The sequence below is a fragment of the Stenomitos rutilans genome, from assembly GCF_059505485.1.
Window position 1 is genome coordinate 59,846 of the sequence record NZ_JCACKR010000090.1, and the last position, 24,191, is coordinate 84,036.

At 52.3% G+C, this 24,191-nt stretch carries 21 protein-coding genes; 10 read left to right on the top strand and 11 right to left on the bottom strand.

Features of this window, described 5'->3' with window-relative positions; translation table 11 throughout:
* The first annotated feature begins 104 nt into the window (after positions 1-104).
* The 3 genes from AC5JLP_RS16395 to AC5JLP_RS16405 all read left to right on the top strand — a co-directional run bounded on the left by AC5JLP_RS16395 (position 105) and on the right by AC5JLP_RS16405 (position 4,158).
* Positions 105-470, top strand: coding sequence for a response regulator transcription factor (locus tag AC5JLP_RS16395; protein WP_106258744.1), 366 nt, complete (start codon positions 105-107; stop codon positions 468-470).
* A gap of 11 nt (positions 471-481) precedes the next feature.
* Complete coding sequence (locus AC5JLP_RS16400) at positions 482-1,012, top strand: chemotaxis protein CheW (protein ID WP_496068999.1); 531 nt, start codon at positions 482-484, stop codon at positions 1,010-1,012.
* A 155-nt stretch (positions 1,013-1,167) separates the two neighbouring features.
* A complete protein-coding gene (locus AC5JLP_RS16405) occupies positions 1,168-4,158 on the top strand; it encodes a methyl-accepting chemotaxis protein (RefSeq protein ID WP_496069000.1) in 2,991 nt (996 codons plus the stop codon).
* A 45-nt stretch (positions 4,159-4,203) separates the two neighbouring features.
* On the opposite strand, the gene AC5JLP_RS16410 is transcribed toward AC5JLP_RS16405, so the two are convergent.
* Positions 4,204-4,389: a hypothetical protein gene (locus AC5JLP_RS16410; RefSeq protein ID WP_496069001.1), complete on the bottom strand. Its 186-nt coding sequence runs from the start codon at positions 4,387-4,389 to the stop codon at positions 4,204-4,206.
* Between the two features lie 26 nt (positions 4,390-4,415).
* Here AC5JLP_RS16410 and AC5JLP_RS16415 point away from each other — a divergent pair, with 26 nt between their 5' ends.
* The 3 genes from AC5JLP_RS16415 (at position 4,416) to AC5JLP_RS16425 (ending at position 11,339) form a co-directional block, all read left to right on the top strand.
* A complete protein-coding gene (locus AC5JLP_RS16415) occupies positions 4,416-10,622 on the top strand; it encodes a hybrid sensor histidine kinase/response regulator (protein ID WP_496069002.1) in 6,207 nt (2,068 codons plus the stop codon).
* A gap of 241 nt (positions 10,623-10,863) precedes the next feature.
* Positions 10,864-10,965, top strand: a complete 102-nt coding sequence (locus tag AC5JLP_RS16420; protein WP_496069003.1) for a DUF6887 family protein — start codon at positions 10,864-10,866, stop codon at positions 10,963-10,965.
* A gap of 152 nt (positions 10,966-11,117) precedes the next feature.
* Positions 11,118-11,339 (top strand): hypothetical protein, encoded by a 222-nt coding sequence (locus AC5JLP_RS16425; protein WP_496069004.1) that lies wholly within the window; start codon positions 11,118-11,120, stop codon positions 11,337-11,339.
* A 53-nt stretch (positions 11,340-11,392) separates the two neighbouring features.
* Here AC5JLP_RS16425 and AC5JLP_RS16430 read toward each other — a convergent pair whose 3' ends face one another.
* The 4 genes from AC5JLP_RS16430 to AC5JLP_RS16445 all read right to left on the bottom strand — a co-directional run bounded on the left by AC5JLP_RS16430 (position 11,393) and on the right by AC5JLP_RS16445 (position 14,037).
* On the bottom strand, positions 11,393-11,632 hold the full coding sequence (locus tag AC5JLP_RS16430) for a ferredoxin-thioredoxin reductase variable chain (RefSeq protein WP_496069005.1): 240 nt from the start codon (positions 11,630-11,632) through the stop codon (positions 11,393-11,395).
* Between the two features lie 2 nt (positions 11,633-11,634).
* Positions 11,635-11,778 (bottom strand): hypothetical protein, encoded by a 144-nt coding sequence (locus AC5JLP_RS16435; protein WP_496069006.1) that lies wholly within the window; start codon positions 11,776-11,778, stop codon positions 11,635-11,637.
* Between the two features lie 95 nt (positions 11,779-11,873).
* Positions 11,874-13,781 (bottom strand): PP2C family protein-serine/threonine phosphatase, encoded by a 1,908-nt coding sequence (locus tag AC5JLP_RS16440; protein ID WP_496069007.1) that lies wholly within the window; start codon positions 13,779-13,781, stop codon positions 11,874-11,876.
* 40 nt (positions 13,782-13,821) lie between these two features.
* Entirely contained in the window at positions 13,822-14,037 is a 216-nt protein-coding gene (locus AC5JLP_RS16445; protein WP_496069008.1) for a hypothetical protein, read from the bottom strand.
* 145 nt (positions 14,038-14,182) lie between these two features.
* Here AC5JLP_RS16445 and AC5JLP_RS16450 point away from each other — a divergent pair, with 145 nt between their 5' ends.
* The 3 genes from AC5JLP_RS16450 to trpB all read left to right on the top strand — a co-directional run bounded on the left by AC5JLP_RS16450 (position 14,183) and on the right by trpB (position 17,112).
* The gene (locus tag AC5JLP_RS16450; RefSeq protein WP_496069009.1) at positions 14,183-14,608 is read left to right on the top strand and encodes an NfeD family protein; all 426 of its coding nucleotides are present in this window, start codon (positions 14,183-14,185) and stop codon (positions 14,606-14,608) included.
* Between the two features lie 81 nt (positions 14,609-14,689).
* On the top strand, positions 14,690-15,640 hold the full coding sequence (locus AC5JLP_RS16455) for an SPFH domain-containing protein (RefSeq protein ID WP_496069010.1): 951 nt from the start codon (positions 14,690-14,692) through the stop codon (positions 15,638-15,640).
* A 215-nt stretch (positions 15,641-15,855) separates the two neighbouring features.
* Positions 15,856-17,112 (top strand): tryptophan synthase subunit beta, encoded by a 1,257-nt coding sequence (gene trpB, locus AC5JLP_RS16460; RefSeq protein ID WP_496069011.1) that lies wholly within the window; start codon positions 15,856-15,858, stop codon positions 17,110-17,112.
* Between the two features lie 41 nt (positions 17,113-17,153).
* Here trpB and AC5JLP_RS16465 read toward each other — a convergent pair whose 3' ends face one another.
* The 3 genes from AC5JLP_RS16465 to AC5JLP_RS16475 form a co-directional block, all read right to left on the bottom strand.
* Complete coding sequence (locus AC5JLP_RS16465) at positions 17,154-18,023, bottom strand: Rpn family recombination-promoting nuclease/putative transposase (protein ID WP_496069012.1); 870 nt, start codon at positions 18,021-18,023, stop codon at positions 17,154-17,156.
* 99 nt (positions 18,024-18,122) lie between these two features.
* A complete protein-coding gene (locus AC5JLP_RS16470) occupies positions 18,123-18,737 on the bottom strand; it encodes a 50S ribosomal protein L25/general stress protein Ctc (protein WP_496069013.1) in 615 nt (204 codons plus the stop codon).
* A gap of 96 nt (positions 18,738-18,833) precedes the next feature.
* Entirely contained in the window at positions 18,834-20,186 is a 1,353-nt protein-coding gene (locus AC5JLP_RS16475) for an adenylosuccinate synthase (RefSeq protein WP_496069014.1), read from the bottom strand.
* A gap of 293 nt (positions 20,187-20,479) precedes the next feature.
* On the opposite strand from AC5JLP_RS16475, the gene AC5JLP_RS16480 reads away from it, so the two are divergent.
* Positions 20,480-21,532: an adenosine deaminase gene (locus AC5JLP_RS16480; RefSeq protein WP_496069015.1), complete on the top strand. Its 1,053-nt coding sequence runs from the start codon at positions 20,480-20,482 to the stop codon at positions 21,530-21,532.
* A 97-nt stretch (positions 21,533-21,629) separates the two neighbouring features.
* Here AC5JLP_RS16480 and psb27 read toward each other — a convergent pair whose 3' ends face one another.
* The 3 genes from psb27 to pstA form a co-directional block, all read right to left on the bottom strand.
* Positions 21,630-22,037 carry a photosystem II protein Psb27 gene (gene psb27, locus AC5JLP_RS16485; RefSeq protein WP_496069016.1) on the bottom strand — a complete coding sequence of 136 codons (408 nt, stop codon included), beginning with the start codon at positions 22,035-22,037 and terminating at the stop codon, positions 21,630-21,632.
* 136 nt (positions 22,038-22,173) lie between these two features.
* On the bottom strand, positions 22,174-22,983 hold the full coding sequence (pstB, locus tag AC5JLP_RS16490; protein WP_496069017.1) for a phosphate ABC transporter ATP-binding protein PstB: 810 nt from the start codon (positions 22,981-22,983) through the stop codon (positions 22,174-22,176).
* 188 nt (positions 22,984-23,171) lie between these two features.
* A complete protein-coding gene (gene pstA, locus AC5JLP_RS16495; protein ID WP_496069018.1) occupies positions 23,172-24,110 on the bottom strand; it encodes a phosphate ABC transporter permease PstA in 939 nt (312 codons plus the stop codon).
* Between the last annotated feature and the right edge of the window lie 81 nt (positions 24,111-24,191).

The following is a 24,191-nucleotide window of genomic DNA, read 5'->3' on the forward strand; positions in this document are numbered from 1 at the left end:
AGATCGGGGATACTTTATGGATTACACGTTTTAGGGTGAATACTAAAGGTGAGTGGCGTTGGGTCTTCCCGTGAACGGTTCAGTCGGCAAGCAGGGAAAGGAATATGAGTACAGTCTTGGTCGTAGAAGATAGTGTGACTCAACGAGAGATGATTACCGATCTCTTAAAGGGGAGTGGCTTGAGTGTAACCGTCGCGGGTGATGGCGTTGAAGCTCTAGAGCAAATTCAGGGACATCGCCCTGATTTAGTTGTGTTAGACATTGTGATGCCACGAATGAATGGGTATGAAGTGTGCCGCCGTCTCAAAGCCGATCCAAAGACTCAGGATGTACCCGTGGTGATGTGCTCGTCAAAAGGGGAAGAATTTGATCGCTACTGGGGCATGAAACAAGGAGCGGATGCTTACATCGCCAAACCATTTCAGCCAACAGAATTAGTGGGAACGGTCAAGCAATTGTTACGGGGTTGAAGCAAGGGACTATGGTAGGTAATCCAGATTTCTTAACTGGCAGAGGGCAAGATCAAGCGCCCGAATTTCAAGAGCTAGAAAGCCCTGAAGGTGAGCTGCACTTACGGTTCTATATCACCTCAGGCAATGAATTCGCGCTGCCTGCCACGGGAATTCGGGAAGTCCTATCGCCATCGCCCGATCGAATCACACCTGTGCCTAACGTTTCACCGCTGCTTTTGGGTACGCTTAATGTACGAGGGCGTGTGGTTTGGGTCGCGGATTTGGGTCAATTTCTCGGTGATCCAACGCCGTTGAACACTGATAAGCCAGAAGTCCAGGTCATTGCCGTGGAAGATCAGGACATTATGTTAGGGCTGGCGGTCGATCGCATCGTGGGGATGGATTGGCTGGATATTGAGGAGGTGCAGATGTCTACGAATGTTCCTGATAGCGTCGCTCCCTTCCTGCGGGGTGAGTGGGTTCTAGATGCTCAGTCGAATAAATTTCTGCGACTGCTGGATCAGATTGCGATTCTGCGATCCGCTCGATGGGCAGCTTAGGAGAGAAATTGACGTGAAAAAAATGAGAACTCGCAGTAAAACTGAGGAACACGTTACGCGGATTGAATGCGGTGTCGGTTGCAACCGTTCCGAACGTCGCAACCCCTCCGCTCTGCCTAAGCTACAGCACTCAATACGCAACTGGGAGGAGGCAAATGGCATCCGGTACTGAATACGCACAGGAATATCAACAGGCGCAGAAAGCCTACGTGCAGGGCAACTATGAGGAGGCTGCCGAGATTGTCGATCGCCTCGTCAAAGAATTCCCTGAAGACCCCAGCGCCTCCTTGCTGCGCGGTCACGTTTACTGCTATGGGCTACAGCAGTTCGCGGTCGCTAGAGAGCAGTACCAGTCAGTGTTGGGGCTGACTGCCGATCAAGAATTTATCAACTACGCCAACGATGGCTTGGCTTATATCACCAGCCAGTCTGGCAGTGTTGGTGACGGTAGTGGAGAACACTTTGGTGCGGCCAGCGAGCCTGAGGCATTCGCGCCAGCGGACGCTGACTATGCCTCGGCAAACAATTGGCAGAATGGCGATGTGTTGGGATTAGACAACGAATTTGACAATGCCTTCGGCTCTGACCCGCTTGATTTTGACTCCAACTTTGATCCCAACTTCAATGCGGTGGCGAATGAGTACGGAGACCCTAACTTCAGCGCGGTGGCGAATGAGTATGGAACCGCCAGCGAGTTTGACGAAGTGAATGCTTTCGAGCAAAGCTTTACAGCGCCCGACGATTTCGCACCTTCCGGCTCTGAGTCATTTGCTAGCCCGTTTGATCACGGCACTCATCTGCAAGAAGCCTCTGATCTAAACTCCGAGCCTTCAGAGTTGGTAGACAGCCTCGACGCTTTCTCTGACCCCTTCTCAGTGGATGCGGCAGAACTGTCTTCTCTCCCAGAAGACTCCTTTTTACAGGAGCCTCTAGCAGAACCCTTACTGTCTCCGGAAGAAGCTATCCAACCCTTTGACTATGGAACAGTGGAGGCTGGTACGAGCGCGAATCCGAATGATCAGTTTGCCTCGGCCTTGGATGATTTTGACGATGCCTTTGCGCCTCTCGATTTGCCGGAAGTCTCACCTCTGGAGCAAGCACCGTACACCCTGGAAAGCGATAGTCTGATGAGCGATCGCTTCACCGAGCCGCCTTCGGCCCGCCACAGTTCTCCTCGCATTAGTGAAGATGAAACTCTGTTCATGGGTAACACTGGCGTTTATGAGGGTGACCAAACGTTCGGAGCGGCCAATTTCACTCAAGAGCCAGTAGACAGTGCGTATAGCGATCGGGCTTACAGCGAAACTGGAACCCCCGGGCAGGCCAGTGCCGATTTCCTGGATGAGTTTGATGAATTTGACGATCTGGGTAACCTGGCTGATTTTGATCTTTCCGAAAATTCGGCAGGCTTTACCAGTCCTGCGGTGGGCACGGGCTTTGACATGCCTGGTGGAGCCGCTGTGGTGGGAGGTGCGGCCTTAGCTGGTGGAGCCGCTTTCGCCGGGAGGCCAACCACGCGTGACTTCGATTCGATGGATTTCAGCAATGGCGGTACTCATTCCACCATTTCGGATGATGAAGTCTTCAGCATCTCCAGCACGTCAGATCAGGTGCCGACGTTTACTCAGGGGGATCAGCAGACGCTGGAACCCACTCCCAGCGTGGAGCAAGGAGCGCTGGCGTTTCTAGAGAATGCTCCGATCGAGCGAAAGCAATTTTACACGGCGATTACAGCAGGCATCTTCTCAGCGGTCGCTGTCGCGGTCGTCAACCTTATCTCCACCAGCACCCTTCCGGGCACGTCTGCCAATGCGACCCCGCAAGAAAAAGAACTCTCCAGTGCTGTCATCTCGCGGCTACAAGGCACGGGTTGGGCAATGGCGCTAGTTGGGGGCCTGTCTGGCGGTATGGCGGCCTTCGCGGTGGGGCAATTTACCGCTAAGAAAATTCGACAGTCTACGGATGACCTGCAAGCTCAGTTCACGTCGGTTTCGCAAGGTAACCTGAACGCTCGTGCAACGGTCTACACCGAAGATGAATTTGGTCACTTGTCCACTGGCTTCAACCAGATGGCGCGTGTCATTCTCACCACCACCAGCGAAGCACAGCGCAAGGCAGAAGAGCAAGAGCAGGCTAAGGAAGACCTCCAGCGTCAGGTGATCCGTCTGCTAGATGATGTGGAAGGTGCGGCTCGTGGTGACTTGACGGTGCAAGCGGAAGTGACTGCCGACGTGCTGGGCGCGGTTGCTGACTCGTTTAACCTGACCATTCAAAACCTGCGTGAAATTGTGCAGCAGGTAAAAGTCGCTGCACGGCAGGTCAGCAAAGGCTCCACTGACAACGAAATGTTTGCCCGCAGCTTGTCATCGGATGCACTCCGTCAGGCAGAAGAGCTTGCCGTCACGCTGAACTCGGTGCAGGTGATGACCGACTCGATTCAACGGGTGGCAGAAAGTGCGCGTGAAGCAGAGGAAGTGGCACGATCGGCATCGGCAACTGCCCTTAAAGGGGGCGAAGCGGTAGAGCGCACCGTAGCAGGGATTCTCGAAATCCGCGAAACGGTGGCAGAAACCACTCGCAAGGTGAAGCGTCTGGCAGAATCGTCGCAAGAGATTTCCAAGATTGTGGCATTGATTTCGCAGATCGCTTCCCGTACCAACTTGCTGGCACTCAACGCCAGTATTGAGGCGGCACGGGCAGGAGAAGCGGGTCGTGGGTTCGCGATCGTGGCAGACGAGGTGCGACAGTTGGCGGATCGTGCCGCAAAAGCATCGAAGGAAATCGAGCAAATCGTACTGCAAATTCAGGGTGAAACGGGTTCTGTGATGACCGCAATGGAAGAAGGTACCCAGCAGGTCATTGAGGGGACACGACTAGCGGAGCAAGCGAAGCGATCGCTGGAAGACATCATTCAGGTATCCAACCGGATTGATGTGCTGGTGCGATCGATTACGGCAGATACCGTCGAGCAAACCGAAACGTCACGTGCCGTCGCGCAGGTGATGCAATCGGTTGAGTTAACCGCTCAAGAAACCTCCCAGGAAGCGCAACGAGTGTCTGGCTCACTGCAAAATCTGGTGGGTGTTGCCCGTGATCTACTCACCTCTGTAGAACGGTTCCGGGTCGAAACGATCGAACGCAAATAGCCGCGCACAGAGGATGCTGAGCCGTAGGTGTCAAATTTAAGTGTATCAGGTACAGTAGAGCAATCCACAATACTGGTATGCCATCAGGCGGAATCGACCCACGCTGCTTCGCCGCTGATACTTGAATTGAGGGCTTGCAGCGTCCGGTACTGATGCTGCTACTGAAACGTTCTTCTCACCGCCTCTGAGCGATCGACTGGCTAACGCACGATGCGTCTCAGTAGCAATCATACTTTCCAAAGGAATGGGACACTGCCATGCAGCCTGAACAGCAACAGCGAATCATGGGCTACTTCATTGAGGAGGCGAAAGACCACCTCAACACGATCGAGCAAGGGTTGCTCAATCTGCAAAGTACCATTGAAGACCAGGAAATGGTCAACGAACTGTTTCGGGCAGCCCACTCCGTGAAAGGGGGCGCAGCCATGCTGGGGTTAAACAGCATTCAACAAGTCTCGCATCGGCTAGAAGACTATTTTAAGATTCTTAAAGAGTCGCCTGTTAAAGTGGATCAAAAGCTGGAAAGTCTGTTTTTACAGGTTTTTGATGCGCTGCAAGAGCTGGTAGGTCAGCTACAAGGGCCATTTGGGCTGACGGATGAAACTGCAAACACGACGGTTGCTGGTGTAGAACCTGTCTTTGGAGAGCTAGAGAACCATTTGAATGTGCTGGCGAGTGGTGCGGCTCCAGCCTCGTCTCTCGCCGATCGCCCGATCGCGGCTACTCAACTGGCAGCCTCTGCTGCGCAGCAGGACAGTGCTTTTATTTCACTCTTTCAAAACGAGATTCCGCTGCGGCTGCGTGAGATGCTCCAACTGTTTAAGCAGTCTGAGTTGGATGCAGCCAATCGTCAACAGCTTCAAGACCTCTGCCGTCAGTTGATTGGGATTGGCGAGCAGTTCAATCTGTCAAACTGGTGTCAGTTGCTTGAGCAGGCACACGCGGCGATCGGTCATCCCGAAAATGCGTATCGAGCGCTGGCTCCGATTGTGATTCGAGATATTAAGCGTGCTCAAGAACAGGTGCTCTCTGGCCGCGCTGCCGACATTGAACCCTGTCCTCAACTGCAAGCCCTGCAACCACCCGCGCCACCGCTTGAAATGACCGAAGACGCGTTTGCTGATTTGCTGGCGACCGATGACGGCGGCTGGCTCATAGAACCGCAGGCTGCTACCTCTGACGAGGCTTTGTTCGCTGAGTTAGAAACTTCCGAACTCGCGATCGACTTTGGCAGTAGTCTGGATGCCGCATCGGTCGAGGCTGCGATCGACTTTGGCGATGATTTAGAAGCTGCGCCAGTGGCGGCTGAGGCTGATGATCAGCAAGGTCCAGAGGTTGGGATGGCAGAACTCAACAGCCTCGCCGACTTATTTGAGGGCGAAGTGCCCGATTTAGGGTCTACCTGGCAAGAAGAAGAAATTCTGACAGAGACCCCAATACATGCCGCTAGCTCCGTAGAGGCTGGTGGGCGAGACGAATCAGCCGATTTTTCGGATCTTCTCTTTGATGAAACTGAAATGGGGCAGGAGGAAGCATCAACCTCTTCTCAGGATGCACTAACCGATCTCTTCAGCGACGATGTGTTGGCGTCAGAGACCCTTGCCAGCGAAGATAGCTCTGATCTGGACGCTCTCTTTGCAGAGTCTGGCATGGCTGATTTAACTGCTACAACTGCCGCTGGAACAGAGCGCACCTTTTCCATCGAAACGTTTGATGAAGCTGCGTTTGATGACGTGTTTGGCGAGTCGGGTTTGGATACACCTTCCCAGGCTGGATCGACCGCATCGGATTTTGAACTTACCTCAACCTCTGATTCACCCTTAAATAACTTGGGTGAACTCTTTGCAGGAATGGAAGGCGAGCATGATCTGGCCTTTTCATCGCTCCAAGACGGCGCTGAAAGTACGCCTGTTGAACTGAGGCTAGACGACCTGGATGCTTCTTTGCTAGATGATTCTTTGGCCAAGGGGCTAGAGGAGCAAAGCACGATGCCATTTACAGCCCCTGACGCGAGTGCTACACCGATCGCCGATCCGTGGGAAGAGTTGAATCAGCCTTCTAGCGCGGAAACTCCGGTTTCTGCTGATCAGCCCTCTTCCTCCTGGATGGATAAGTCCCTTGCGCCAACGCCAGTCAGCCAGCCTGACTTTGAGGCTGGTGATTTCTTTGGCGATCACTCGTTGCCCGATGCCATTGAGGAGCTGTCTGATCAAGGTGATTTAGACGACCTGGACTTTAGTAGCCTGCTTGACCCTACCTCTGAACAACCGCCGACGGATGCCTTTTCGGAGGCAGACCCGCTACTAGAAGAGCTTTCTGATGACGGTTTTGACCCGTCGATTGCGTCGCTGCTGGCAGATGACGCAATACCAAGCGAGGACGTTGACCTGACAGCGTTCGATCAGCTTGCTGAAGAGAATGAATTTCCTGACGTGTTAGCTACGACCATTCAAAGCGATGTCTCTGATCCCTGGGCAACCTCGGAACCCCCTCAAAGCCAGTCGCTCGATCTAGAGATGCCCAATTTGGAGACACCTGATGCCTCACAGGGGCTAAACCTTGATTTCAATGACTTTGATTTTGGTCAGTCTGAGAACGCAAGCTCGTCAACAGCCGCTTTAGACGATAGTCTAGACATTGAGTTTAACGGCCTGGATACAGACGATGCGCTGGACACCAATCTGTTAGATACCTCTGAAGATTGGTTGGCGTTAGACCCACTAGAGCGATCGCCCGATCTAGCGGCAGCGCTAGAAGAGCCATTGGTGAGTGAATCGGTGCTTAACGAAGCCACTCCGATCGCGGGTACTGACGACCTACTCAGTGAATCTTTGGAAACGTTACCCGACTTTGACGCCTTTGACTTTGATGCGGCTTCCGCGTCTTTGGATGATTTATCAGGGGCCGAGCCTTCCAGCATGACCGATGCCCTGGGCGATTTCTTTGATGAACCCGCTCAATCCGTCGATAGCCTGGAATTACCCGACGACTTGCTGACGATCGGCGTTGAGCCAGACGCACATTTGGGCGACAGGCCTTCAGAAGCATTGAGCGATGATCGACTGGGACTCAGTGCCTTGGACAGCCTGGATGAGTCAGCGAATGCGCTCAATGAATCGTCGGACTTGGAGTTTGGCGGCGACCTGGATCTCGGTGAGATGTTCTCTGCTGACATACCAGCGGCAGAAGCCGTGAGCGATGCGTCTTTAGAGTCTTGGGATCGATCACCTGCTACAGAGAACGCAGCCACTCTATCCAATGTGACAGAAGCCAGCGCAGACGAAGAGAGCTTAAGCTTTGACGATGATCTGCTTGACTTTGGCGGCTTGGCTGAGGTCTCTCCTGCCCTAACCAGTGCTGACACCAACCTTGACTTTGGCAACGCTCTAGAGACTGACAGTAGCCTTGACTTTGATACTGCTTCAGATACGGGAGCCGCGTTAGACTTTGATGACGAACTCTTTGCGCTGCAAACGCCTGAGGGTAACGAATCGAATGCAGCGCTGACAGAGGAAGGCATAGAGTTTGACGACGCTCTCCTCGATTTTGACCCACTCAATGAGCGTAATGGTACGGCGACAGAGAATGTTGAAGGTGATGTCTTCTCATTAGAGTTCGATCGCTCTGCGTTTGATGCGGTAGGGTTCGATGCAATGGCGGAAGAACCATCAACGGCCTCTGCTGACCTGCTCTTTGATGACGCTGGTGGTGATGACGCTTCGTTTCTGTTGGATCAGGCTACACCGGATGCTAATGCTGCGATCGATGCACCGGAGAGCCGTTCGCTTTTAGATGCTGTTTCCGCAACTCCAGAAATGGCTGATTTTGATTGGGAAACAGCTATTGGTGAGCCTCCTTCAGATGAGCGAGTGTCCAGGGATGACCTGCCTGATCTAGATCAATTACTAGATGAATCGGCTACCCCATCGGCTACCGACGCGCTTGGGGAGCTTGATGACTTTCTGGATGAAAGGAACACATCAGAAGACATTGACGACCTCGCGTTTAATGATCTTCTCGGTCAAGAGACGGATGAGCTTGCCGATTTGAATCGCTTGCTGGTCTCTGACAGCGTCACAGACAGCGATGAATTTTCTGGTTTAGAGGCGCTTCTTGATCAAGAGACTCCGAGTGCAGATGCTCTGGCCGATTTGGATAATCTGCTTTCTGACACGCCCGATGCAGATGCCCCTATCTCAGACATCAATGCATTGGGAGGGATGGCTGGTGGCATGATGGCCTTTGGCGCAACCACCTCATCCCAGCTCGACGACTTTTCTGATCTGGAATCGCTCTTGCAGGGCGAATCACTTGAGCCTGCCGACCCATCGGCATCGTCTTTTGATGTTGCCGCGCGCGCCTCTGAGTTTGACGAGCTGGATGATTTGCTGAAGGATGCTGAAGAGAAAATGGGCGGTTCACCAACGGTGAAGATTGCCCGCAGCAGCGTTTCGGCACAAAATCGCCGCCCGACTCGTCCCGGTAGGGTTTTCAGCGAGCAGACGATGCGGGTGCCCGTCAAGCATTTAGACAACCTCAGCAACCTGGTTGGGGAACTGGTGGTTAACCGCAACAGCCTGGAGGAAGACCAGGAGCGTCTCCGTCAGTCGCTCGATAATTTGCTCTACCAGGTGCAACAACTGAGCGATGTGGGTCAACGCATGCAGGACTTGTATGAGCGATCGCTCCTGGAAAGCTCCCTCCTTGCCAGCCGTCAGAGCCACCGCAGCGCCTTCAGTCTACCGAGTTCGTCCCGCGATAGTGGTACTGTTGTCCAGGCAGACACCGGGACAGGCATTGAGTACGATCCGCTGGAAATGGATCGCTTCACCGGGTTCCACAGCCTTTCGCAGGAAATGATTGAGTTGATTGTACGAGTGCGGGAATCTGCGTCTGACATCGAGTTCATCGTGGATGAAACCGATCAGGTCACGCGCATGTTCCGTCAGGTGACGACGCAGTTGCAGGAAGGACTGACCCGATCGCGCATGGTGCCATTTGCCCAAACCGCCGATCGTTTGCCCCGCGCTGTACGCGACATTGCCATGAAAGTTGGCAAGCAGGCAGAACTGAATGTAGAAGGCCGTGAGACGCTCATCGACAAGATGATTCTGGAGCAGTTGTATGACCCCATGACTCATTTGGTGAATAACGCCATCACTCACGGCATTGAGTCGCCGGAGGTCCGGCGTGCGGCAGGCAAATCTCCGGCTGGGCGTATCACGATTCGAGCCTTTCACCAGGGGAACCAAACCATCATCTCGGTATCGGATGACGGTGCAGGTATTGATATCGATCGTGTAAAAACCAAGGCGATCGAGAAGGGATTGATTACGTCTGCCGAAGCCCAAAGTATGTCGCGGCTAGATGTGTATGATTTGCTGTTCCACGCTGGCTTTAGCACCAAAGATCAGGCAGATGACTTTTCCGGTCGAGGGGTTGGCATGGATGTGGTGCGTACCAGCCTGAGCGAAATTCGAGGTGCTATCAATACAGACTCGACCTACGGCAAGGGCACCACGTTCACCATCCGTCTACCGTTAACGCTCAGTATCTCCAAAGCGCTGTGCTGCATCAGCGATCGCGCCCGCATTGCCTTTCCAATGGATGGGGTGGAGGACATGCTGGATGTGCCCAAAGAGCGGATTCAAGTCAACGCTGAAGGGCAAGCGTGCATTCCCTGGCGTGACTCACTCCTGCCGTTACGTCCGCTCAATGACTTGCTGTCTTACAGCCGCCATCTCAGCCGAGGCAACGTTTATGGTGGCAACCAGGAAGACGACATTGTGTCGATCGTCGTGCTGCGCAGTGCGGGTAATTTCCTGGCGCTCCAGGTGGATCAGGTGCTGGGCGAACAGGAGATTGTGATCAAACAGTTGGAAGGACCCATTCCCAAACCTGTTGGCGTTGCAGGCGCTACCGTGCTGGGGGATGGTCGCATCATGCCGATCGCGGATGTGCTGGAACTGATCGATCTCTCAATGGGTCGCATCCGCAAAGATGTGGGTGGTTCTCTGTGGGAGCAGGGCGGCATCAGCATCGTTCAGGAAGCGCCGATTGCCAAGACAGAGCCAACGGTACTCATTGTGGACGACTCCATCACGGTACGCGAACTGCTGTCGATGACCTTCAACAAGGTCGGCTATCGGGTGGAGCAGGCAAGAGACGGGCAAGAAGCCTGGGAAAAACTCCGTGCTGGCTTGCCCTGCGACATTGTGTTCTGCGACATCGAAATGCCCCGTATGGATGGTCTGGAATTGCTCTCCCGCATCCAGAAAGACCCCAACCTCAGCCACCTGCCGATCGCTATGCTGACCTCTCGCGGTGCCGATCGTCACCGTCAAATGGCTGTTTCCCTCGGTGCCAGTGGCTACTTCACCAAGCCCTACCTGGAAGAAGCGCTGTTGGATGCCGCTCAACGGATGCTCAAAGGCGAAGTCCTCATCTCCAACAGCAATGCCTAGCTTAAACAAGTAGAGAGAAATAAGGGGCTTACCTCAAGATTGTTTTGTACAACATTTTTTGGCGCTGGTCTCTTCGCACTCACACTTGTAACAGAATATTACCGGAGAAAATCTTGGCACCGCGCTTTGAAATTAGCTTTCGTCAATGCGTTTGCTGTTATTAAGGTCGGATTTAGGATGGATTTTTGGTTAGCTTCTTAAGGGCTACGACGATTCATGCAGGAAACTTAACGGACGTACAATGAGCAAGCATGACTTTGAAGCTATGAGGCAGAAAGAGCTACATACTTACGTGTTGACGCATCGAGATGATCCAAGTGGCACTCTACGCCTATGTGGATAAGCTACGCGCAGAAGCGACTTGAATAGAGATGCCAGCGTTGGCATCGCCAGATGATTTAGAGCAGCATCCCGAATTTCTTGAGCACGTTCTTAGGCTGTAGTTCTTAGAATGGAGTCAGAGGCAGCGGTCTCATGTCCACTACAAAGTAGCTCATGCTAAATCACCTTCGTTGGATTACGATCGCCCCCCAACCCCTTTCCGAAGCGATTGTGACCTATGCATTGACCCGCGATTTTTACCGTGAAGTGGAATATCGCGCTGAATTCGAGGCACACTGTGATTGGTATCATCGTACTGCTGCCGCCAATCGAGCAGAACTACAGCGAATGCAGGGCGATCTTAATCTCTTGGGCTGGTTTAATCGACGACGCTAGGGGCTTCGCTACTGTCAGCGTTTGAACAAGGCTCGGAGGCCGCTACGCGATCGTTAAACCGACTCCAGCTCGTTTTGGTGAAAGTGCGCACGAAATTTTTTGTCAAACTTGACGAGATACGGCAAGTTGGCACTCACAGGTTTACCGTGTAGTTCCCGAATCACCTGAATGACCTCCCCTTCTTGCCCCTTTAAATCAAAGGCTTGATTGCGGTGTTCTGGGTGATGATAAACAATGACGGATTCTGCCACACGGACACGACTTCCAACCGGGAACGTTTCACCAACTTGCATAACTAGGCTTCCTGGATAACAGCCGCTTCCTGAATAAGTAGATAGACAAAATTATTTGTAGGATGAGTTAGGCATAGCCGTAACGCATCGAACCCTTGACCAGCATGGGTCACGCTGTCGTTAACCCATTCCACCAGTGGTTCCATACTTAACTTGTTCTAGCTACTTAACAGCTATCGCCGCTGTCAGTACGACTCGATATTTGAACAATTCCTTATCTTTGCATAAGACTGTACCCTTCCTACGATCGTGGTAACACTCGCTCACGGAATTGGTGAAAACCCGTTGGGTTCAGTTGTGACCAGACCGCTAACCCAATGCCACTGCCAATGAGCAAGAAGGCAAGTAGCCCTCCCAGTAAGAGGAGTTGGCGCGATCGCGGACTTCTGGCTGAACCGCTTGATGGGGCGGCAACTGGTTCATCTTGTTGCAACGCTCTGGACGCTGCTGACCACTCGGATTCGCCTCTCCGGTTAGTAGGTCTTGGTAGCGAAGGTTCGGGTAAGGCTGAGGAGACATTGCAGCGGAGCAAAACAACCGACGTATTGTCATGACCGTTTTTCTGGTTTGCTAGATCAATCCAGTTTTTGGCGGCTAGTTCCAGAGAATGCTTGCCCTTGAGAATGGCATCTGTATGCTCTGCCCAGGATGCTTCGATCAGACCGCGATCGCTCAACCCATCCGAACACAGCAGCAGCACGCCATCTTCCTCTAAGATAAAGCGCTGAATCGTTGGGTGTAGAAATTCAGCATCGCGAGTGCCGATCGCTTGCGTCAGCGCACCTGCATCGGGTCGTTGTAAGGCTTCTCGATAGAGCGATCGACCGAGCCGTACTTCTCGTGTTGTGACATCATCATCAACGGTCAACAAATGGCAGTAACGGGCGGTCATCCAGTAAGCGCGGCTATCTCCCACGTTGACGAGGTAAAGTTCATGACCGTTTCCCGTCGCTTCGTCTATCGTTGAAAGGCGTTGAGGGACTTGAAGTGCCATGACTAATGTGGTGCCCATACGGCGACGATCTTCCCGTCCCTGGGTGTCATTTTGGCCCGCAATCAGGTTGTTGACCACACGCACCGAGGCTTCTAGCTGTTGCATCAACAGTTCGGGCGAGACTAGCTCGGTTTGTGCTTCTACTTCTGCTAAAAGCGCTTGAGCTTGTAGCGTCAGCGAGCGCACGGCGGTTTGGCTGGCAACTTCGCCCCCTTCATGCCCACCAATGCCATCACACACGATCGCCAACCGAGATGCCAGTGCTTCCGAGTGAGCCTTGTCAGTCGGCGTCACGGGAAAGCAAGCATCCTCGTTGTGTGATCGCTGGGGGCCTGTATCGGTTGCGCCCACAATCTGCACTCGCAGCGGTCGCTGGGCAGCTTGTTGCAAAAGCAATTGATTCAGTTGTGTGGCGATCGTACTCAGTTCGACGCTGGTATCGCGCATCTGATAGCAAAGGGCTTGTAGTGGCTCCGCCATGTCTGACTTGGCTGTGGCGATCCACTCTAACCAGCGATTAGCTAAATCTGCCAGCGTGGGAGCCAATACAGCAGCTTCTGAGGATACCGCGAGTACGTCATTATCGTTAAAGAGTTGGCAGAGCCGCACGCGCCACCCCTCTACTCGAATGTTTTCGGTTGCCAGTAAACTCGACGCAACGCCCTGCTCCAAGAGCGGTGTCCACAGTTGCAGCAGTTGCCACAGCCAGTAGACTTGACGCAGGATGGTTGCTTGCGTCCAAGCGTGGGCGATCGCAGGCAACAGATTTCCCTTGGCATCAAGCGGCACATTCTCCAGCAGAAAAAGCGTTCCTTCTTGAAGGGTGTCTGTCGGCGGACAAAAGCCATACACTTCTGGAAGATGCAGCCGCTGCGGGTAAAGATGTAGATAGGGCAACACGTCATCTGACCACTCAACAGGCACATCAGGCATCAAACCTGGTTGAGTATCCAGCCAAATCTGCGAGGCTGTTACGTAGTATCTGCCTGCAACCTGCGACCCTACAGACGGAAGCTCCAGGCGTTGCCCTACGGCCCACAGGTAGCGGTAGACCAGCGGTGTTTGACATGAGACGCAGGCAAGCGTTCCCAGCGGATTAAGAGGCGCGGCACAGCTTGGATTGGGGCAGCAAAGCTGCGGCTTAGAATCACTCATGCGTTTAAGGGTTTAAATAAAGGCTTTTAACTGACGACTTTCACGGCCCACCCGACGTTACGTTCGTTGTATCGATCGCCCAGACCATACGTGCGGAGATTAGACTGGTGACATCGGTTACAGTGCCAAGCGTTTGCTCGTGTGTGCGATCGTGGATGATCGAAAGAACACTCCAATCAAACGTCAAATGTCTTGAGTTTTCAGGGAACTCTAAGGCATAGCGTGTTTCTTGCTGATTGAGACTAATGCCTATCAACTATAGGAGCGAAAGCTGCAATCAGGCTCAATCATTTTCTTAAGAAATTTATCGCTGTGACTATCCGAAATGCAATTGGTACAGGCTGGATCTACCAGTAGCGATTACATCTGCTTTCATTCACACGTTCAGAGCATAGCTATATATGGCGCTGACCCCTACGATGATCTGGCTCATAGTCGGAACCGTTCTTTGTCTCGTCGAATTTATCGTACCGACGGCCTTTGTTGCCTGTGTTATGGGCATTAGTGCGCTTGTTGTCGCAGCAGTCTCTTCGGTTATTCCCTTGGGCTTACAGGTCGTCTTGTGGATGGCACTGTCGCTGGGACTCGTCTTCTATTCCCGCCGCTTCATACGACAAACGGCAGCTCGCAAGTTTGACGCAACCGAAGCCGAAACCCTGACCGAAATTGCACCCGGAAAGCTTGGGCGTGTCCGGTATGAAGGTAACTCTTGGGCCGCTCGCTGTGAGGATCATGAGGTGACGATCGCCCCCAATCAAAAGGTTTATGTCATCGCGCGCAAAGGCACGACGCTCATCGTCATGCCTTTGCATCTGCTGCATTCCTGAGCAGTTGCTGCGCTTATACGATCGCTATGCTTGCAAAGCAACAACTCACAAAGCAATTATTTACGAAGGGAGATACCCGGCATGTTTGGTTGGTTTTTAGCGCTATTAATTGGTGGTGGTGGTGTAGCTCTTTCGTCTGCCAAGGTGATTCAGCAGGGCAATGAAGCACTGGTAGAACGATTGGGTGTCTACGATCGCAAGTTGGAACCCGGTCTAAAATTTGTTGTACCCGTCTTAGAGCGGGTTGCGTTTCAGGGCACTATTCGGGAGCGCGTGCTGGATATTCCGCCCCAGCCGTCTATTACCCGTGACAACGTCTCGATCACGGTAGATGCGGTGGTGTATTGGCGCATCATAGATATGGCGAAAGCATACTATAAAGTGCAGGATCTTCAGTCCGCTATGGTCAATCTAGTCCTTACTCAAATCCGGGCTGAAATGGGTAAATTGGAGCTGGATGAGACGTTTACCGCTCGATCGCAGATTAACGATCTCCTCTTGCAAGAACTCGACGAAGCCACCGATCCCTGGGGCGTTAAAGTGACGCGGGTGGAACTACGAGACATCATCCCATCGCAGGCTGTGCAAGAATCGATGGAACTGCAAATGTCCGCAGAGCGGCGTAAACGGGCTGCAATCCTCACCTCGGAAGGCGAACGCGAAGCCGCTGTAAACTCGGCTAGAGGTAAAGCAGAGGCGCAAGTGTTGGATGCCGAAGCTCGCCAGAAGTCCGTCATCTTACAAGCTGAAGCCGAGCAAAAGGCGATCGTTCTCCGCGCTCAGGCAGAACGCCAAAACCAGGTCTTGAAAGCACAGGCAACGGCTGAAGCAATCCAGATTGTGAACCAATCCCTCAAAGCTGACCCCAAAGCGCCCGAAGCCGGAAAAATGCTGTTGGCTCTGAACTACCTCGACATGGGTGCCACGATCGGTAAGAGCGACAGCAGCAAAGTGATGTTTATGGACCCCCGTAGCATTCCTGCTACTTTGCAAGGCATGCTGTCGATCGTCGAAAATGGCAAAGAGAGTTAAGGATTGCTGTCGGGGATGGGCGATTGCCAGGAGTGGCGTGCTTCTGGGGATGGTCATGCGCTGTACAACATGCTCTTGAGTCCGCTTTTGCACTCACGCAAGGGTCATCTTTGTATAATGCTTCATCAACGCAAGCATCAAGCGATCGTTCTGAACACTGGAAGCCCAGCAACTTCAGACCTATAATGAGGGATACCCTACATTCCTACAGGCTTGTGACCACTACGCCCATCCCCTCCAGCTTCCTGCAACCCACACGCACGTTGCCGCAGAACCGCCCCGATGCGCTCGGTCGTTTTGGCAAATTTGGCGGTAAGTACGTCCCCGAAACGTTGATGCCTGCCCTGGTTGAGTTAGAGGCCGCATTTCAACAGTATCGCGCTGATCCCGACTTTCAGCAGGAACTCCAGGGTCTTTTGCGGGATTACGTAGGACGGCCTAGTCCGCTATATTTCGCTGAGCGGCTAACTGCTCACTATGCACGGCCAGACGGCACAGGTCCGCAACTTTATTTGAAGCGCGAAGACCTCAATCATACGGGTGCGCACAAGATTAACAATGCTCTGGCGCAGGTATTGCTGGCAAAACGCATGGGCAAGCAGCGCGTCATCGCTGAAACGGGTGCAGGGCAGCATGGTGTAGCAACCGCAACCGTGTGCGCTCGCTTCGGTCTCAAGTGCGTCATCTACATGGGTGTGCATGATATGGAGCGGCAGGCACTGAACGTGTTTCGGATGCGGCTCATGGGTGCTGAGGTTTCGCCCGTTGAAGCAGGCACAGGCACGCTTAAAGATGCGACGTCTGAGGCGATTCGTGACTGGGTGACGAATGTAGAAGATACGCATTACATTCTAGGTTCGGTAGCAGGGCCGCACCCGTACCCCATGATCGTGCGTGATTTTCATACGGTGATTGGTCAAGAAACTCGCGTGCAATGTCAGGAGAAGTGGGGTGGATTGCCCGACATTCTGCTGGCGTGTGTGGGCGGCGGTTCCAACGCGATCGGGTTGTTTCATGAGTTCGTTGATGAAGCCAGCATTCGCTTGATTGGTATTGAGGCAGCAGGTGAAGGCGTTGATACCGAAAAACATGCGGCGACGCTCACCCAGGGACGAGTCGGCGTGCTACACGGTGCCATGAGCTATCTGCTGCAAGACGACGATGGTCAGGTGACAGAAGCGCACTCCATCAGTGCTGGACTGGATTACCCCGGTGTAGGGCCTGAACACAGCTACCTTAAAGACCTGGGTCGAGCAGAGTACTACAGCATCACAGATGCAGAAGCACTTGCCGCGTTCCAGCGCTTGTCACAGCTAGAAGGGATTATTCCAGCGTTGGAAACGGCTCACGCGATCGCTTACCTCGAAGCGCTCTGCCCTCAACTCACTGGTAGTCCTCGCATCGTCATCAACTGCTCTGGTCGAGGCGATAAAGACGTTCAAACCGTTGCAAAGGTCTTAAATTTCACCTGAAGGCAAAGGCAAAGAACAGCAGTGGTTACGAGCGGATTTGTTCAAGACTGATGCGTTTGTAGCCAGTTCATCAAATCGTTTGAATCAGAGAAATCCAGCAGGGCTTCTCCCAGATCTTCTAGAAGTGGTAACGGTAAGGTCGTGATCTGAGATTGAATGGTTTCGTCAACTGTGCCTAACCGTCGCTTGAGTAGCCGCAAAATGAGCGTTACTCCTTCTTCTTGTCGTCCTTCTTGCCGTCCTTCTTGCCGTCCTTCTTGTCGTCCTTCTTGTCGTCCTTCTTGGAGGATCTCTTGATAAATGACCGACTCTCGCATCATGCCCTCCTGAAACAATTGCTGCACTAATGCTTTCTTAAAGCGTAGTCCTGCTAATAGCTGTGCGTAAGCGGAAACTTGCTGTCGCTCCTGCGTTGATTCTATTCTATTTACCTGTTGAGCGACTCGATCGAGAAGTTGCTCAGGAGCGGTTGTCGCCGCTAGTGATGCCAGCGGCAATAAGGCCACGTCATCTAAAAAAATGGCTGGATCTTCTTCCCAAAGGCGAATGACTCTGTACTCATGGCGTGTTGATTCAAGTACAAAGGCTGTTTCAATGATGGTGCTTTTTGATGGAGGGAGAAGCAGGACTAAAACCTGGGTAACAGGCAAGCGGTAAAGGCGGTGTAGTCGTATCCAATAGTCCAGCATCCGCAGCGGCAGTGGGGGATCGGACTCGATCTTTACCTGAAATTCCAGATGGAGGATGCGCTCTTGCGTTTGCAACAGCGTGACAGAATCGGCTCGAATCGGTTCGATACTTAGTTCAGTTTTCAACACCATGATTGGGTTCGGTGTTGTCCCTAAAATCCAGGTCGCAAATCGATCGGGGTACTTCTCTGAGAGAAGCTTGCAAAGATTATCAAACGCCATGACGGGGGCTACTGCAAACGATGTCGCTTGTCCTTACACGACTAAAGGGCACCCCATAACAAATGGATGCCCTTTAGACGATCATGCGCTTCGACAGAATTAGGCTTCCGTTGTGAAGGCTGTTGCTTCATCGGCGGCTTCATCGGCGGCTACTGTACTCGCTGGGGAGAGCACCGTAACTACCACGCGATCGGGTTCACCCAACGCTGCCACCCCATCAGGCAGCACAATCTGATGAACGTGAAGTGCCTCACCGACATCCAGCCCTGTAACGTTGATTTCAATGGTTTCTGGGATGCGATCGGGCGAACAACGCACATGGAGTTCGGTCAGTTCTTGATCGATCGAACCACCCCCATTCTTGACACCGACCGCGTCACCTACTAGATGGATCGGCACATCCACATCCAGTGATTCTTGAGCACCGACCGAGAAAAAGCTCAGGTGATAAAGAAACCCACGCCAGGGATGCGAATGTACCTCGCGCAATAGTGCTTTCCCCTTCCAGGGCAGATCTGGCACATCAATCTGAATCAGCGTGTTGTTGACTGAGGCATCACGCACCAGCAGTTCAGCGGTTTTGGCTTTGACCGTCAGAGAAACGGATTCTGCCCCCTTATGACCGTAGAGCACGGCGGGTATTAAGCCTTCGCGTCGGAGGGCGTTTGCCTTGCTGCCAGCAGGGCGTGTTTGACATTCAAGCGTGAGTTCCATAATGAGTTCGGGGAGTAAGGGAAAGGCTAAAGGCTAAAGGCTGAAGGCTAAGTGACATTTTTATCCTTTAGCCTTCAAACTTTAGCCCTTCAAACTTTAGACTTCTAGTGTGTGCGCTTCAGTTGGCACGATTCCGTTGGTATACAAAAGAGCACGTTTTGGACCATGAATTGGATCTTCGACAATGATGGTCTGATCGCGGCTGGCACCCAGGGAGACGATCGCAATCGGCACTTCCATGAGTTCTGCCAGCACTTTGAGGTAATCGAGAGCCGCTTTGGGCAAATCGCTGAGCGATCGACAATGAGCTGTAGACTGCTGCCAACCCGGAACAGTTTTGTAAATCGGTTCACAACGGGCAAACTTACGCGAGTTGCTAGGAAAGTCGTAACAGGTTGTGCCATCGACTTCATAGGCGACACAAATGTTGATTTCCTCCAACTCATCAAGTACGTCTAGCTTCGTAATGGCTAGACAATCCAGACCATTAATGCGTACCGCGTAGCGACCAATAACGGCATCAAACCAGCCACAGCGACGCTTCCGTCCGGTTGTCGTACCGAATTCTGCGCCCCGATCGCACAGCAACTCCCCCATTGTGCCATGAAGTTCTGTAGGAAAGGGGCCTTCGCCGACGCGAGTGGTGTAGGCTTTGGCAACGCCAATCACTCGATCGATCATGGTGGGGCCCACACCCGTACCGATGCAAGCACCGCCAGCAACCGGGTTAGAAGAGGTCACGTAAGGATACGTCCCATGATCCAGGTCGAGTAGCGTGCCCTGTGCGCCCTCAAATAAAATGTTACGCTTTCGCTGAATGGCATCATAGATGCGAAGTGAACTATCAACCACGTGTGGACGCAAGCGATCAGCGTATGCCAGATACTCGCCAATCACAGCGTCTGCATCCAGAGGCGGCAACTCGTAGAGCTTTTCTAAAATGACATTCTTGTATTCCACCGTCCAACGGAGCTTTTTGCGGAGGGAATCAGTGTCCATCAGGTCAATCACCCGGATGCCTGTCCGCTCAGATTTGTCTGCATAGGTTGGCCCAATGCCGCGCCCCGTTGTCCCAATCTTGTGATCGCCGCGTCGTTCTTCCGAAGCCTGGTCAATCAGACGATGGTACGGCATCGTGACATGTGCCGTTTCGGAAATGAGGAGATTGTGCGTCGATACGTTCAGCGTCTCTAGCTGATCAAGCTCAGCAATCAGCACCTTTGGATCAATCACGGTACCAGAGCCAATGATGCACTCTGTATCGGGATAGAGAATACCAGATGGGATCAGATGCAGCTTAAAGATCTGATCGTCAACCACGACGGTATGCCCCGCGTTGACCCCACCCTGATAGCGGACAACGACATCTGCTGACTTACTGAGCAGATCCGTAATTTTTCCTTTTCCTTCATCGCCCCACTGGGCACCGATGACAACAACGTTAGCCAAGAGTTTTGATCAGCGCTAGAGTTTGCACAAACATTCATTATCGACAGCGGATGACACTCATGTCAATGCTGCTGAATAAATAAAGTAATCCACAGCACTCAGCAATGTAGCTGAATTTAAGGTGGGAGTGTTTTGAGCGTCCTACCAAGATTCGGGAGTTCGCTAGGATATCACAAATGATCTGAATCATCTTGCCATTGAATTCCCATCGCCTTCTCTAAATGCTTGTTTTTGTCGTTCATCAAAGCAGCATTTTTTGAGACTGAATTCCTTATTACCCTGAAGAGGTGCTTGTGGCTTTATATGCTGAACTACACCGTCACCTTGGAGGATCTGTTGTCCCCCGAATTCTGTGGCGGTATTTGCAACGGAATGGCTCTGACTTAGCGCAGCAGTTTCCCGAATACGCGGTGTTTGAGGATTTTTACACGCGCCCTCGTAGCACCTTAGACGAGTACCTTGAACTGCATACGCTGGTGGAATCAGTACAAACGGCGGCAGCGCTACCGTACTTTATTTACCGCTTGATGCGTGGGGCTTATATCTTTGAGAATCTGGCGTATTTGGAGTTGCGCTATACGCCCTTTTTACGGACGCCTGAGCATTTGCCGCAGTCGCAGCGCATTGACCTGATGGCAGAGATTGTGTCGATCGTGGGTCAAGCGAGCCGTCTCAATGAATACCCGATCGTCACAAGCCAAATTTTGTGTATGCACTCGCGCTTACCCTACGGGGTTAATCGGGCGATCGTAGACTTGGCAGCACAATCGCGAGATTACGTCTGCGCGATCGATGTGGCAGGTGGAGACAATCACTACGGCGAGCGGCTCAATGAATTTGTTGAACTGTATGCCTACGCGCGATCGCTGGGGCTAAACACAACCGGACACCTCTACGAAACGAAAGAGGGCTGCCACCCTGATCTCCTACCTTATCTGATGCGAATTGGGCATGGGATTCAGATTCCTTTGCAGCATCCTCATTTGCTTAAAGCAGTGGCAGAGCGTGGTCAGTGTCTGGAAGTTTGCCCAACGACATACCTGCAAACCGGAACGTTAGAAGAGCTTTCTCAACTTAAGGTTGTCTTTGATCGCTGCTTTGACGCTGGGGTAGATATTGCCATCTGTACTGATAATGCCGGACTGCATAACGTGCGCTTACCTTTTGAGTATGAAAGCTTGTTGACGCATGACATCATTGGATTTGAGCAGTTGCAGGCGTGTCAGGATGCGGCGTTTCGTCATGCTTTTGCATGGCCCTATCAGCAACGTCCAGCATCGTTGTTAACTGGCTTGCTTAAAGTTGAGCCCGATCGAGACAGCATTTACGAAACTGCTCAGCGTTAAGCCCCTCTTCTGCTCATCTTGAGCCTACAAAAAGCTGCCTGAGAGAAGTTGTATCAATTTCTCCCAGGCAGCTTTAATCTAGAAAGCAAGGGTTTTACTAGGAACCCCGGCTCAAGGAAAGCTCAATCTGCTTAAACTCTTGCTCCAGTCGATCGCGCAACTTTTGAGGCACAGGACGATTAGGGTAAGAACTGTAGTGTCCTGCCAACGAATTCAACGCTGTCCGCATCGTCGTGTACGAACTCAGCTTGGCAACAGAGCCATCGCGTCGATAGCGCGCAGTAAAGTCATTAATAAGTTGCCGCGCTGCGGCTTGATCGGCACTACGATCAGGAGAATCATCTGGTAATTGGATTGATTCTCGCAGGCTGCTCACGACGGTTGCTGTATCTTGGCGATAGTCACCCGAAAGCGCTACGGTTGCCATTGCTGATGGTACAAAGCTGACCAAACCTACAACGACAGCCAGAACAACTGAAAAAAAGCTAGCGAGATAGCGCTTCATAAGCATGCATGGAAAGGGTTAAGAGCGAGTCAGCCTTCTAGTCGGTTACGAATCGCCCTTTTATCCTACCGCGATTAGGAGACGGGATCATGTGTCCTCCGGTAGGCATTCATTCCCTTTCCTCAATCAGTTCCGCTTAGCCGAAGCGACCGCTGACATACTCCTGCGTTGCTTGATGCTGAGGCGTTTGGAAGATGACTTCTGTGCGATCGTATTCCACGATGTAGCCCGTCCGCTGCCCCTTTGCATTGGCTTCTACATTGTAGAAAGCCGTAAAGTCAGATGCCCGCGATGCCTGCTGCATGTTGTGAGTCACGATGACGATCGTGTAACGCTCTTTCAACTCTTGCAGCAGATCTTCAACTTTCAGTGTCGAAATGGGGTCAAGTGCCGCACAGGGTTCATCCATCAAGATGACATCTGGCTGAACAGCGACTGCGCGTGCAATGCACAACCGTTGCTGCTGGCCGCCGGACAGATCTGTTCCCATTGCATTCAGCTTGTCTTTCACATCATCCCAAAGCGCTGCTTGCTTGAGGGACCGCTCGACCAATTCATCCATATCGCCTTTGTACCCAACCAACCGAGGCCCAAAGGCGATATTTTCGTAAATCGACTTTGGAAACGGGTTGGGCTTCTGAAACACCATCCCAATCTGTCGCCGCACTTCCACTGGATCAATTTCTGGAGCGTAAAGATCTTGATCACGGTAAAAGATTTTGCCATCAATATGAAAGGTTTTAATCAGATCATTCAGTCGGTTAAAACAGCGTAAGACGGTACTTTTGCCACAACCAGAGGGGCCAATAAACGCAGTAATACTGTTCTTTTTGATCTCGATCGAGACATCCTTCACAGCCAGGAAATTGCCGTAATAAATGTTAAGGTCTTGAGTGCGAAAGATGGTTTCAGTCTGACGAGCTGTACTCTGGATGTTCGTTGTCATAGGTCTAAAGGGGTGAGTGATTGCCGTTTCAATAAGACTTAAAGTCACTAAAATTAAAGGCTTGCAGGATAGAAAAAATCAGTTGAGGTTGAGGACAGCTTAACAAGGCAATCATGTCTTCTTACCATGCTAACAACTGCTTAAAGACACCTGCAGAAAGCTGCCAGTGTCCCTTCTGATCCAAACTATTACCTGCGTCGCCGCGTCAGCCATCGAGACAGAATACTTGTCACCAAAACCAGCGCCACCAAAACTAGCGAACCTGCCCAAGCTAACTCTTGCTGGTTTTTGTAAGGAGCTGTCGCAAAGTCAAAGACCAATCTTGACATTGTAGCGGTTGGTTCCCAGATGCCGTAGGTAAAGTAGGTGATAGGATTGACATTTGGCGGATTCAGGGCCAACCCCGAATTCCAGTAGCGGCTGAAAGAGGCCGTAAAAAGCACAGGTGCCGTTTCACCCGCCGCACGCGCGATCGCCAGCATCACTCCGGTCAAAATGGCTGGAATCGCCGCAGGCAAAACAATCTTTAACGTCGTTTGAATGCGCGTAGCACCCAACCCAACAGCGGCCTGTCGGTAATCATTCGGTACAGCCTCCAGAGCTTCTGCTGCGGTGCGGACGATCGTTGGCAACATCAGCACCGATAGCGCAATCCCACCCGCTACGGCTGAAAAGCGACCTGTTGTGAGTACAACCAGCGAATACGCAAACGCCCCCACAACGATCGACGGAACACCACTCAAGACATTGGTGAAAAAATCAATCACATCTGCCAGTTTCGTTCCCTTGGCAAACTCTGAGAGGTAAATGGCTGCCATCACGCCAAATGGAATACTCAGAGCCGCCGAAATCCCTACCGTCGTCAACGTGCCCAGAAAGGCGTTGCCAAAACCACCACCCGCAAGGCCAGGAGCTGGCGGTAGCTGCACGAAGAGCGCTGGCCCTAAACGGGCAAACCCATTGATCAGCACATAAGATAACACCGCCACCAACGGAATGAGCGCAATAGCAGCACAAACATACGCAACGCCAGTCATGATGGACGAGAACAACGTCCGAGGTGACGTTGGGGCGCGCTTCATACTGCGCTCTACAAATGGCGCAGCCGCAAAGTCTTGATTCGTCATCTTAACCCTTTCTTCATTCCAAAGTTCTAAATGGCTGCGGTCAGCCTGTGTGCCCTATGCCAACGCGAATCATACCAACAC

Bases quoted from the DNA above. Each gene is read 5' to 3' on its own strand.
- AC5JLP_RS16465 (WP_496069012.1), bottom strand. From the start codon at position 18,023: ATGGCGTTTGATAATCTTTGCAAGCTTCTCTCAGAGAAGTACCCCGAT.
- AC5JLP_RS16455 (WP_496069010.1), top strand. From the start codon at position 14,690: ATGTTTGGTTGGTTTTTAGCGCTATTAATTGGTGGTGGTGGTGTAGCT.
- pstB (WP_496069017.1), bottom strand. From the start codon at position 22,983: ATGACAACGAACATCCAGAGTACAGCTCGTCAGACTGAAACCATCTTT.
- AC5JLP_RS16395 (WP_106258744.1), top strand. From the start codon at position 105: ATGAGTACAGTCTTGGTCGTAGAAGATAGTGTGACTCAACGAGAGATG.
- AC5JLP_RS16435 (WP_496069006.1), bottom strand. From the start codon at position 11,778: ATGGAACCACTGGTGGAATGGGTTAACGACAGCGTGACCCATGCTGGT.
- AC5JLP_RS16450 (WP_496069009.1), top strand. From the start codon at position 14,183: ATGGCGCTGACCCCTACGATGATCTGGCTCATAGTCGGAACCGTTCTT.
- AC5JLP_RS16470 (WP_496069013.1), bottom strand. From the start codon at position 18,737: ATGGAACTCACGCTTGAATGTCAAACACGCCCTGCTGGCAGCAAGGCA.
- AC5JLP_RS16440 (WP_496069007.1), bottom strand. From the start codon at position 13,781: ATGAGTGATTCTAAGCCGCAGCTTTGCTGCCCCAATCCAAGCTGTGCC.
- AC5JLP_RS16410 (WP_496069001.1), bottom strand. From the start codon at position 4,389: ATGATTGCTACTGAGACGCATCGTGCGTTAGCCAGTCGATCGCTCAGA.
- AC5JLP_RS16425 (WP_496069004.1), top strand. From the start codon at position 11,118: ATGCTAAATCACCTTCGTTGGATTACGATCGCCCCCCAACCCCTTTCC.
- AC5JLP_RS16415 (WP_496069002.1), top strand. From the start codon at position 4,416: ATGCAGCCTGAACAGCAACAGCGAATCATGGGCTACTTCATTGAGGAG.
- psb27 (WP_496069016.1), bottom strand. From the start codon at position 22,037: ATGAAGCGCTATCTCGCTAGCTTTTTTTCAGTTGTTCTGGCTGTCGTT.
- pstA (WP_496069018.1), bottom strand. From the start codon at position 24,110: ATGACGAATCAAGACTTTGCGGCTGCGCCATTTGTAGAGCGCAGTATG.
- AC5JLP_RS16420 (WP_496069003.1), top strand. From the start codon at position 10,864: ATGAGCAAGCATGACTTTGAAGCTATGAGGCAGAAAGAGCTACATACT.
- AC5JLP_RS16400 (WP_496068999.1), top strand. From the start codon at position 482: ATGGTAGGTAATCCAGATTTCTTAACTGGCAGAGGGCAAGATCAAGCG.
- AC5JLP_RS16430 (WP_496069005.1), bottom strand. From the start codon at position 11,632: ATGCAAGTTGGTGAAACGTTCCCGGTTGGAAGTCGTGTCCGTGTGGCA.
- AC5JLP_RS16405 (WP_496069000.1), top strand. From the start codon at position 1,168: ATGGCATCCGGTACTGAATACGCACAGGAATATCAACAGGCGCAGAAA.